This window comes from Pseudomonas triticicola, from assembly GCF_019145375.1.
In the GTDB taxonomy this organism is placed as follows: Bacteria; Pseudomonadota; Gammaproteobacteria; order Pseudomonadales; family Pseudomonadaceae; genus Aquipseudomonas; species Aquipseudomonas triticicola.
On sequence record NZ_JAHSTX010000001.1, the window covers coordinates 1,887,230 to 1,897,875 of the forward strand.

The following is a 10,646-nucleotide window of genomic DNA, read 5'->3' on the forward strand; positions in this document are numbered from 1 at the left end:
CGGCGGGCATACGGGACGAGAACCGGCAGCGCGCATGCACGCCGGAAGCATTCGCCACCGGATCACCCCGCCCGGTTGTAGTGAGAATCTGTGACGAGGCAGGTCTCCTGGCTGACGGCGTTCAGGCGCTGGGCCTGGCGTTCATTGCGCCTTCCCGCTGGCTCATCGGTTGAGCTGGCAGTGGCGTGGCAACGAACATCACCGTTCACAGTTGCGGGGGCAGCCGCGGCTTTGACCGCGTTCCCTTCTTAGCTTCGGCGAGTGCCGAAGAACCTCGAAAGCGCAAGGCTACGCATGGTGTGGGGATGGGTCAATGGGCGCAGGTGTTGAGCCTTGCGGTTGGGGGCATATCCGTTGCTTCGGGTGCTGCCGCTGGCGGTTTCGCTCTTACAGCGACTCACTTTTTCAAACACCGGAATGCCGGCCCAGCAAAAAGTAAGCAAAAGGCTTTGCCCCGGCGTACGGCCCGCTCGCTGGGGCTCGGGGTACCTTCGTTACGGGACCGATCCCGTAACGAAGCCTGCCGAAGGGGCAAAAGATCAAGAGCCAGAGCAAAAGCCCCTCACCCTAGCCCTCTCCCGGAGGGAGAGGGGACTGACCGAGGTGTTCAGGCGAAATACGCCGACTTGCGATATCGAGTCGAATGCAGATTCTGAAAAGCCCGCAAATCGGCTCCCTCTCCCTCGGGAGAGGGCTGGGCGGGCGGCGTTCCGATGAGGGGCGAATCCAACACAGATCCAAAGCAGACCACACGCTTTTCACCACTCAACAATGAGCGCAAGCTCGAGTGCTCTTGATCTTGATCCACCGGCGACGTCGGAAGGCTGAGTGGAGGGATTGATCCGGGCGTGGGAGCGCAGCGACCGTCTGGCGCAGCCAGACACAGCGCAAGGAGGTGCAGCGAAGCAAACCGGAGCCGCTGCGCCCGGATCAGTCCCGCAGCGAAGGAACCCGAGCCTGCGAAGGCCGAACGTAGGAGCAAGCCTTTTTGGGTACTTTTCGGCGTTTGGAAAAAGTGCCTCGCCGTAAGGGCGAAACCGTAATCAGCAACACCCGCAGCAACGGATATACACACAAAAACATCAGAAAAATCCCCCACCGCAGCACCGAAAACTCCCCGGAAATTGACTAAAAACCCAAACCCATGTTCTCCTGCCCACCTTGTTACGGGTGCCCTTCACAGGGTGAAACGGGAAACCGGTGAATCATGTGCTTTACTCAAAGCCATGTCAGTCCGGTGCTGCCCCCGCAACGGTAAGCGAGCGAAGCGTCAGATCCACTGTGCCCCGGCATGGGAAGGTGACGCTTGCAGGTCGGCGACAAGCCAGCCCCTCGCAAGCCCGGAGACCGGCCCGCAACACCCAGCGCGCGCAAGCGTCGCTGACCACAAACAAACCCGCGGTGGGCGGGCGCTGTTCGAAATCCCTGCGTGCCCGGCTCGCAGGGATTTTCGTGCGCTCTGTTTACCCGCTGACATTTCAGAGGGAAGCGCTATGTCGATCATCAGCAATACCGTCAGCCACACTGACCACATCTCCAGCAGCACCACACTCGGCCAACGCGTGGCCGCCGCCCTCTTCGCCTCGATCCTCGGTGCCAGCCTGGTCTGGTTCGCCGGTTTCTCGCACATCGAGGCGGTGCACAACGCCGCCCACGATACCCGCCACAGCGCCGCGTTCCCGTGCCACTGAGGCTTGCCGAGATGATCAAGCGTATCGCGCAAACCGCAGGCTTCACCGGCTTGCTGGCCGCCCTGCTGCTGACCCTGCTGCAGAGTTTCTGGGTTTCGCCACTGATTCTGCAGGCCGAAACCTTCGAGAAATCCGAACCGGTCGCGCAAGTTCACGAACACGCCGCCGGCACCGCCGCCCACAGCCATGATGGCGAAGCCTGGGAGCCGGAAGACGGCTGGCAGCGCGTGGTCTCGACTACTGGCGGCAATCTGGTGGTGGCGGTGGGTTTCGCCCTCATGCTCGCCGGCCTGTACACCTTGCGCGCGCCAACCAAAACCTCGCAAGGGCTGCTCTGGGGTCTGGCCGGTTACGCGACGTTCGTTCTCGCGCCGACCTTGGGCCTGCCACCTGAATTGCCGGGCACTGCGGCTGCCGATCTGGCTTCGCGGCAGATCTGGTGGATCGGCACTGCCGCTTCGACCGCCGTCGGCCTGGCACTGATCGCCTTCAGCCGCCACTGGCTGATGAAGCTTCTCGGTGTGGCGATTCTCGCCGTGCCGCATGTGATCGGCGCGCCGCAACCGCAGGTGCATTCGATGCTTGCCCCAGAGGCACTGGAAACCCAGTTCAAAATCGCTTCGCAGCTGACCAACGTCGCGTTCTGGCTGGCCTTGGGCCTGATCAGTGCATGGTTGTTCCGCCGCAAAAGCGCAGGCCCATATCAGGCATGACCGATGACCGCGCAGCGCCGACCCTGGTGGTCGGCCTCGGCTGCCAGCGGGGCTGCCCGGCCAGTACGTTGCGTGCGTTACTCGATCAAGCGTTGCAGGCGCACCGCATCGAGCTGCGAGCGGTCAAGGCTTTGGCGAGTATCGACCTCAAGCGCGACGAACCGGGGTTGCTGGAACTGGCCACACAATTGAACCTGCCGCTGCAGTATTTCAACAGTGCCGAACTGGCGCCCTATCAGCAGCGCCTCAGCCATCAATCGCAGATCGCCTTTGAGCGCACCGGCTGCTACGGCGTGGCGGAAAGCGCCGCGCTGGCTCTCGCCGAGCAACTGATTCAGGCGCCGGCGAAACTGCTGATCCACCGGCAGAAATATGCGCAGGCCACGCTGGCATTGGCCGGCGCTGCATAAAATCCCGATAATCCCCGCCATCGATCATGAGCACGCTTCATCTGCAGTGTGCCTGCGCCTCTTCACAAGGATTCAACGATGACCGTCTACTTCATCGGCGCCGGCCCCGGCGACCCGGAACTCATCACCGTCAAAGGCCAACGGCTGATTCGCAGCTGCCCGGTGATCATTTATGCCGGTTCGCTGGTACCCGCAGCGGTGCTGGAAGGTCATCAGGCCGACACCGTGGTCAACAGCGCTGAACTGCATCTGGAACAGATCATCGATCTGATCAGGACTGCCCATGCCCAAGGCCAGGATGTGGCCCGTGTGCATTCCGGAGACCCAAGTCTGTACGGCGCGATCGGTGAGCAGATCCGCTACTTGCGTGAGCTGAACATTCCTTTCGAGATCATTCCGGGCGTAACCGCGACGGCGGCATGCGCAGCGCTGCTGGGCGCCGAGTTGACCCTGCCGGACATTTCGCAAAGCGTGATCCTGACCCGTTACGCCGACAAGACCGCGATGCCCGCCGGCGAAGAACTGGCGAGCCTGGCGCAGCACGGCGCGACCATGGCCATTCATCTGGGGGTCAATCATCTGGAAAAGATACTGGTTGAACTGCTGCCGCATTACGGCGCGGACTGCCCGATTGCCGTTATTCACCGCGCGACATGGCCGGATCAGGACTGGGTGGTAGGTACATTGGCGGACATTGCCGCAAAGGTCGAGGCCAAAGGCTTTCGGCGTACGGCGCTGATTCTGGTCGGGCGGGTGCTGGGCAGCGAGGTGTTCAGCGAGTCGTCGTTGTATCGCGCCGGGCATGCGCATCTTTATCGCCCTTGAAGACGCTTTCGCGAGCAGGTCGCTCCCACAGGTGATTGCATTTCATTGTGGGAGCGAGCCTGCTCGCGAATGGGCGGTGAAAGTGGCCCATAAAAAAACGGCGCTCACGGGGCGCCGTTTTTCATGTTCGCAGCGAACGCCTTAGTAGTAGGCGTTTTCTTTCTGCGTGTGGTCGGTCACGTCGCGAACGCCTTTGAGCTCCGGGATGCGCTCGAGCAGAGTGCGCTCGATGCCTTCCTTCAAGGTCACGTCAGCCTGGCCGCAGCCCTGGCAACCGCCACCAAACTGCAAAACAGCGATGCCGTCCTCGACCACATCGATCAGGCTGACCTGACCGCCGTGGCTGGCCAGCCCCGGGTTGATTTCGGTTTGCAGGTAGTAGTTGATGCGCTCGTTGACCGGGCTGTCGGCATTGACCATCGGCACTTTGGCATTTGGCGCCTTGATGGTCAGCTGGCCGCCCATACGGTCGGTGGCATAGTCGACAACGGCGTCGTCAAGAAACGCTTCGCTGAAGGAATCGATGTAAGCGGTGAAGCTTTTCAGCCCCAGCGCGGTATCTTCAGGTTTCTCTTCGCCCGGCTTGCAGTAGGCAATGCAGGTTTCGGCGTACTGGGTACCAGGCTGGGTAATGAAGACACGGATGCCGATGCCCGGGGTGTTCTGCTTGGAGAGCAGATCAGCCAGGTAATCATGGGCGGCGTCGGTAATGGTAATAGCGGTCATAAAAACTCCTCGCAGGCTTGGGCGCAGTTTACGCCAATCGGCGCGGCTGACAAAGTCCTAGTATTTTTGTCGGGAAAGAAACCCGGCATATGCCTGCGAATGCTCAAAGGTTCTCGTACCGGTTCATATCCAGCACACCCTCTTCCACCGGATCGGTTTCATGGATGTACTGGCTCAGATCGTGGAAATACAGCCAGAACTGCGGATGACTGCGACGAATGCCCCAGCGTTCGACGATCTTGTCGAACCGATTGGCATCCTTGGCATTCTCCATCGCATCGACGAACGCCGGCACCTGCTCGGCCGGTACGTTGAAGATGAAGTTCGGGTAACTGGTGAGTACGCCCGGATAGATCGTCAATGTGTCGAGGCCCGGTTGATAGCGCAGCGACTCACCGAGCAAAAACGCCACGTTGCTGTGGGCGCGGTTGCGCAGCACGCTGTAGACCTCGCGCTTGCCGCTGGCGGTTTCGACGCGCAGCAAGGTCGCTTCGGGCAACTGGTCGATGACTTTCAACCCTGCGGCCGGTCGCGAGGCCAGACGGCTCAGGGCCTGCTCGGCGTTCTGCAACGCCGGATCGATATTCGGTCGCGAGCAATAAGCGCCGTCGCAGCGATTGATCGGGTCCGGCCGCGCGTTCAGATCACCGTAGCGCGCCAGCAACTGCATGGCGAAATCGTGTTTCGGGTCTTTTTCGTCGAGTTTGAGCGCGGTCGGTTTGTCGTCATCGATGGCCTCGTAATCGAGCCACATCTTGAACTGGCCGCCGTCCTGGTACCAATCGTTGAGGTAATCCTCGCGCGAGTCAGCGGGCATCAGGCGCAGGAAGTTCTGCTCGGCGCCGTTACGGATCAGGTCGAAATACAGACGGGTCTGCGCCTGATGGGAGACGTTGCCGAACACGTCGAAATTGACCGCGAGCTGGTAATAGGTGCGCTCCAGCAGCGGATAATCGAACAGCCACATGGTTTGCGGCACCTCACCGATCAGCCCCTTGGTCACCGAAGCACTGTCGAAATGGCGGAAAATGCTCAGCAAGGCGTTGTCGTTGCCGGCCCACAGCGTCGACCAGCTCGGCGCCGGCAGATCGGCATAGCTGTCGCGGCGCAGTGCCTCGTATTCGTTGCGCTTGTCGCGGTAGTTGCGCCACAGGCTCAGCACGCTGCCGACATCGTCGTTCTGCCCCGGCATCGCCAGCAGCGGCGTAGCCTGGCCACGGTAGTTCGGGTCGGTGATGTAGAGATCATGTTCCGGCGCCTGGAACAGCGCCCAGAAGTTGTCGCGGATCACGTCGGTCGCGATCTGCCCACGGCACACCGGCCCGCGAATGAAGGTGCGGACGAAGTATTCAGCGTTATCGAGCATGAACTGATAGCGCGCCTGCGCCGGAATCGCTTCGAAAGTGGCAAACGGATTGGCACGGCTTTGCGGGCCGTACCCCGGCAGCGCATTGACCTGCCAGTTGCCGTTGTAGAACAGGCTCTTGATCCGCGCCATTTTGGCTGCGCTCAGCGGATAAGTGATGTGCGTCTTGTGCACGATCACCCCCTGCACCGGCCACAAGCGGTAATACACCTGCGTGCCCGGGTCGTCGTTGGGGCGGCGCGTGGCGATCAGGTCGATCGGCTGGCCGCTCGGCGTCCGCGAACGTACCCACTGGAAATAATGCCCCGGCTCACCATCCTTGAAATAGATGTGCGCCAGATACCAGTGCTCGAACAACCAGCGCCCGACCAGACTCTGCCGCGCACCGGGGGCGTTGAGCAGGTTTTCCCACTGCAGGATCTGCATGGCCTCTTTGGCACTCGGCGCCAGGCTCTGCTCGTCAATCGGCGCGCCAGACGCCAGCCAGCGCTGCAGAGTCTGGTATTGCTGGTCGGTCAGGCCAGTGACCGCCAGCGGCATGCCCTCTTTCGGGTGCGCGCCGGCATATCCGTCGAACTCCGCAGGCATTGCGCATAGATTGTTGCGATTGAGCCCTAGAACAATGTCTTCCGGCAGTTTGGCGTTCGGCGTCAGCGGCGTCTTGTGGCCGAGTTCAAGCATGCGTGCCATCAGCGCGGCCTGACTGCCCTGGGCATCGAGCACCGAATAGAAGTCTTTCTGCTGCCAGGCGCGCTTGCCGAACGCGTCGTAAAACAAGCGCGTGGTCGGTGCCGCCTGGGTGCGTTCGCCGTCGTACACCGGCATCTTGCTCGCACCACGGGCGGCGCCTTCGCCACTGCCGAGATTGAGCTGACAGGCCGAGTCATAGCACGCATGGCAGGCTACGCACTTCTCGGTGAAGATCGGTTGGATATCCCGGGTGTAGGAGATGGAAGAAGAAATGGCGGAATCTTGCGCCGCAACGCTCCCGCTCAGGACCAGCAACCATAAACTGATGAAGCGGTGCGGCATGCTGCTGATCTCGATGGTAAAAAAAGGCTGCGATTCTACCGTTTTGACGCTCGTACCAACATGAGCGATATTCATGCAAAAGCTGCACATGCTCCAAAAGCGCACAGGTTTGCTATGATCGCGCTCCTTCGTAATGGCCTTTCCGAGTAGTCCACATGTCCGATCGCAGCGTCCGCCTTCAAGCTCTCAAGCAAGCCCTCAAAGAGCGCATCCTGATTCTCGACGGCGGGATGGGCACGATGATCCAGAGCTACAAGCTCGAAGAGCAGGATTATCGCGGCAAACGCTTCGCGGACTGGCCGAGCGACGTCAAGGGCAACAACGACCTGCTGGTGATCACCCGTCCGGACGTGATCGGCGGCATCGAAAAAGCCTACCTGGACGCCGGCGCCGACATTCTCGAAACCAACACTTTCAACGCCACGCGCATTTCCATGGCCGATTACGGCATGGAAGAGCTGGCGTACGAGTTAAACGTAGAAGGCGCACGTCTGGCGCGCAAGATTGCCGACGCCAAGACCGCCGAAAACCCGGCCAAGCCGCGCTTCGTTGCCGGCGTGCTCGGCCCGACCAGCCGCACCTGCTCGCTGTCGCCCGACGTCAACAACCCCGGCTACCGCAACGTCACCTTCGATGAGCTGGTGGAAAACTACACCGAAGCCACCAAAGGTCTGATCGAGGGCGGCGCCGATCTGATCCTGATCGAAACCATCTTCGACACCCTCAACGCCAAAGCGGCGATCTTCGCCGTGCAGGGCGTGTTCGAGGAGCTGCACATCGAACTACCGATCATGATTTCCGGGACCATCACCGATGCCTCCGGCCGGACCCTGTCGGGCCAGACCACCGAGGCGTTCTGGAACTCCGTGGCCCACGCCAAGCCGATCTCCGTGGGTTTGAACTGCGCCCTCGGCGCCAGCGAACTGCGCCCGTACCTGGAAGAGCTGTCGAACAAGGCCAGCACCCACGTATCCGCGCACCCAAACGCCGGCCTGCCGAACGAATTCGGCGAGTACGACGAACTGCCGTCGCAAACCGCGAAAGTCATCGAAGAGTTCGCCCAGAGCGGTTTCCTCAACATCGTCGGCGGTTGCTGCGGCACCACGCCGGGCCACATCGAAGCCATCGCCAAAGCCGTGGCCGGTTACGCGCCGCGGCAGATTCCGGACATTCCCAAGGCCTGCCGCCTCTCCGGTCTGGAGCCGTTCACCATCGATCGCAGCTCGCTGTTCGTCAACGTCGGCGAGCGCACCAACATCACCGGTTCGGCAAAATTCGCCCGCCTGATCCGTGAAGACAACTACACCGAAGCCCTCGAAGTCGCGCTGCAGCAGGTCGAGGCCGGCGCGCAGATCATCGACATCAACATGGACGAGGGCATGCTCGATTCGAAGAAGGCCATGGTCACCTTCCTCAATCTGATCGCCGGCGAACCGGATATCTCGCGCGTGCCGATCATGATCGACTCGTCGAAATGGGAAGTCATCGAAGCCGGCCTCAAGTGCATTCAGGGCAAGGGCATCGTCAACTCGATCAGCATGAAAGAAGGCGTCGAGCAGTTCATCCATCACGCCAAGCTGTGCAAGCGCTACGGTGCTGCGGTGGTAGTGATGGCCTTCGACGAAGCCGGCCAGGCCGACACCGAAGCGCGCAAGAAAGAGATCTGCAAACGCTCCTACGACATTCTGGTCAACGAAGTCGGCTTCCCGCCGGAAGACATCATCTTCGACCCGAACATCTTCGCCGTCGCCACCGGCATCGAAGAGCACAACAACTACGCCGTCGACTTCATCAATGCCTGCGCCTACATCCGCGATGAGCTGCCGTATGCGCTGAGCTCCGGCGGTGTGTCCAACGTGTCGTTCTCGTTCCGTGGCAACAACCCGGTGCGTGAGGCGATTCACTCGGTGTTCCTGCTCTACGCGATCCGCGCCGGGCTGACCATGGGCATCGTCAACGCCGGCCAGCTGGAAATCTACGATCAGATCCCGGTCGAGCTGCGCGACGCGGTCGAAGACGTGATCCTCAACCGCACCCCGGACGGCACCGACGCCCTCCTCGCCATCGCCGACAAGTACAAGGGCGACGGCAGCGTCAAGGAAGCCGAGACCGAAGAGTGGCGTAACTGGGACGTCAACAAACGTCTGGAACACGCACTGGTCAAGGGCATCACCACGCACATCGTTGAAGACACCGAAGAATCCCGACAGTCGTTCGCGCGCCCGATCGAAGTGATCGAAGGCCCGTTGATGTCCGGCATGAACATCGTCGGCGACCTGTTCGGCGCCGGCAAAATGTTCCTCCCGCAGGTGGTGAAATCCGCCCGCGTGATGAAGCAGGCCGTAGCGCACTTGATTCCGTTCATCGAACTGGAGAAAGGCGACAAGCCGGAAGCCAAGGGCAAGATCCTCATGGCTACGGTGAAAGGCGATGTGCACGACATCGGCAAGAACATCGTCGGCGTCGTGCTCGGCTGCAACGGCTATGACATCGTCGATCTCGGGGTGATGGTCCCGGCGGAGAAAATCCTCCAGGTCGCCAAAGAAGAAAAGTGCGACATCATCGGCCTTTCCGGCCTGATCACCCCGTCGCTGGACGAGATGGTTCACGTTGCCCGTGAAATGCAGCGTCAGGATTTCCATCTACCGCTGATGATCGGTGGCGCAACCACCTCCAAAGCGCATACGGCGGTGAAGATCGAGCCCAAGTACAGCAACGACGCAGTGGTCTACGTGACCGACGCCTCGCGCGCCGTGGGTGTGGCGACACAGTTGTTGTCCAAGGAATTGAAAGCCGGCTTCGTCGAGAAGACCCGCCTTGAATACATCGACGTGCGCGAGCGCACTTCCAACCGCAGCGCCCGCACCGAACGTCTGAGCTACGCCGCCGCGATCGCGAAGAAGCCGCAATTCGACTGGGCCAATTATCAGCCAGTGAAACCGACCTTCACCGGCAGCAAGGTGCTCGACAATATCGATCTGAAAGTGCTGGCCGAATACATCGACTGGACACCGTTCTTCATTTCCTGGGACCTGGCCGGCAAGTTCCCGCGCATCCTCGAAGACGAAGTGGTCGGTGAAGCCGCCACTGCGCTGTACAAGGACGCGCAGGAAATGCTCGCCAAGCTGATCGACGAAAAACTGATCAGCGCCCGTGCGGTGTTCGGTTTCTGGCCGGCCAATCAGGTCAACGAAGACGACATCGAGCTGTACGACGATAATGGCAAGCCGTTGGCCAAGCTGCATCACCTGCGTCAGCAGATCATCAAGACCGACGGCAAACCGAACTTCTGCCTCGCCGACTTCGTTGCGCCGAAAGACAGCGAAGTGACCGATTACGTCGGTGGTTTCATCACCACCGCTGGCATCGGCGCCGAAGAAGTGGCCAAGGCCTATCAGGACGCGGGCGACGATTACAACTCGATCATGGTCAAGGCCCTCGCCGACCGCCTGGCCGAAGCCTGCGCCGAATGGCTGCACCAGCAAGTGCGCAAAGAGCACTGGGGTTATGCCAAGGATGAAACGCTCGACAACGAAGCGCTGATCAAAGAGCAATATCGCGGCATCCGCCCGGCGCCCGGCTATCCAGCCTGCCCGGATCACACCGAGAAGGCTGCGCTGTTCACCCTGCTCGATCCTCAAGCAGCCGAAATGCGCGCCGGGCGCAGCGGCGTGTTCCTCACCGAGCACTACGCGATGTTCCCCGCCGCTGCGGTCAGTGGCTGGTACTTCGCCCATCCGCAGGCGCAATACTTTGCCGTGGGCAAGATCGACAAGGATCAGGTGCAGAGCTACACCGCGCGCAAAGGCCAGGATCTGAGCGTAACCGAGCGCTGGCTGGCGCCGAATCTGGGTTATGACAGCTGAGTTGGACCTCAGACCTG

7 protein-coding genes and 2 riboswitches are annotated in these 10,646 nt (G+C 61.0%); of the genes, 5 read left to right on the plus strand and 2 right to left on the minus strand.

Annotated elements, in window-relative coordinates:
* Window positions 1-80: 80 nt before the first annotated feature.
* Window positions 81-292: riboswitch (cobalamin riboswitch) on the minus strand.
* 859 nt (window positions 293-1,151) lie between these two features.
* Window positions 1,152-1,370, plus strand: a riboswitch (cobalamin riboswitch).
* Between the two features lie 123 nt (window positions 1,371-1,493).
* The 4 genes from KVG85_RS08455 to cobM all read left to right on the plus strand — a co-directional run bounded on the left by KVG85_RS08455 (window position 1,494) and on the right by cobM (window position 3,639).
* Complete coding sequence (locus tag KVG85_RS08455; protein WP_016774486.1) at window positions 1,494-1,691, plus strand: CbtB domain-containing protein; 198 nt, start codon at window positions 1,494-1,496, stop codon at window positions 1,689-1,691.
* 11 nt (window positions 1,692-1,702) lie between these two features.
* Entirely contained in the window at window positions 1,703-2,404 is a 702-nt protein-coding gene (locus KVG85_RS08460) for a CbtA family protein (RefSeq protein WP_056785224.1), read from the plus strand.
* Window positions 2,401-2,814, plus strand: coding sequence for a cobalamin biosynthesis protein (locus KVG85_RS08465; protein WP_122507089.1), 414 nt, complete (start codon window positions 2,401-2,403; stop codon window positions 2,812-2,814). The genes KVG85_RS08460 and KVG85_RS08465 overlap by 4 nt, the downstream gene beginning before the upstream one ends.
* A gap of 78 nt (window positions 2,815-2,892) precedes the next feature.
* Window positions 2,893-3,639: a precorrin-4 C(11)-methyltransferase gene (gene cobM / locus KVG85_RS08470; RefSeq protein ID WP_217863554.1), complete on the plus strand. Its 747-nt coding sequence runs from the start codon at window positions 2,893-2,895 to the stop codon at window positions 3,637-3,639.
* Window positions 3,640-3,780: 141 nt separating this feature from the next.
* Here cobM and nfuA read toward each other — a convergent pair whose 3' ends face one another.
* Together nfuA and KVG85_RS08480 are read right to left on the minus strand one after the other, a co-directional pair.
* Window positions 3,781-4,365 carry a Fe-S biogenesis protein NfuA gene (nfuA, locus tag KVG85_RS08475; protein ID WP_003225494.1) on the minus strand — a complete coding sequence of 195 codons (585 nt, stop codon included), beginning with the start codon at window positions 4,363-4,365 and terminating at the stop codon, window positions 3,781-3,783.
* Between the two features lie 103 nt (window positions 4,366-4,468).
* Complete coding sequence (locus KVG85_RS08480; protein ID WP_217863555.1) at window positions 4,469-6,763, minus strand: fatty acid cis/trans isomerase; 2,295 nt, start codon at window positions 6,761-6,763, stop codon at window positions 4,469-4,471.
* Between the two features lie 155 nt (window positions 6,764-6,918).
* On the opposite strand from KVG85_RS08480, the gene metH reads away from it, so the two are divergent.
* Window positions 6,919-10,629 carry a methionine synthase gene (metH, locus tag KVG85_RS08485; protein WP_217863556.1) on the plus strand — a complete coding sequence of 1,237 codons (3,711 nt, stop codon included), beginning with the start codon at window positions 6,919-6,921 and terminating at the stop codon, window positions 10,627-10,629.
* Window positions 10,630-10,646 lie beyond the last annotated feature (17 nt).

Coding starts and splice junctions, on each gene's coding strand:
- KVG85_RS08465 (WP_122507089.1), top strand. CDS start 2,401: ATGACCGATGACCGCGCAGCGCCGACCCTGGTGGTCGGCCTCGGCTGC.
- cobM (WP_217863554.1), top strand. CDS start 2,893: ATGACCGTCTACTTCATCGGCGCCGGCCCCGGCGACCCGGAACTCATC.
- KVG85_RS08460 (WP_056785224.1), top strand. CDS start 1,703: ATGATCAAGCGTATCGCGCAAACCGCAGGCTTCACCGGCTTGCTGGCC.
- KVG85_RS08480 (WP_217863555.1), bottom strand. CDS start 6,763: ATGCCGCACCGCTTCATCAGTTTATGGTTGCTGGTCCTGAGCGGGAGC.
- KVG85_RS08455 (WP_016774486.1), top strand. CDS start 1,494: ATGTCGATCATCAGCAATACCGTCAGCCACACTGACCACATCTCCAGC.
- metH (WP_217863556.1), top strand. CDS start 6,919: ATGTCCGATCGCAGCGTCCGCCTTCAAGCTCTCAAGCAAGCCCTCAAA.
- nfuA (WP_003225494.1), bottom strand. CDS start 4,365: ATGACCGCTATTACCATTACCGACGCCGCCCATGATTACCTGGCTGAT.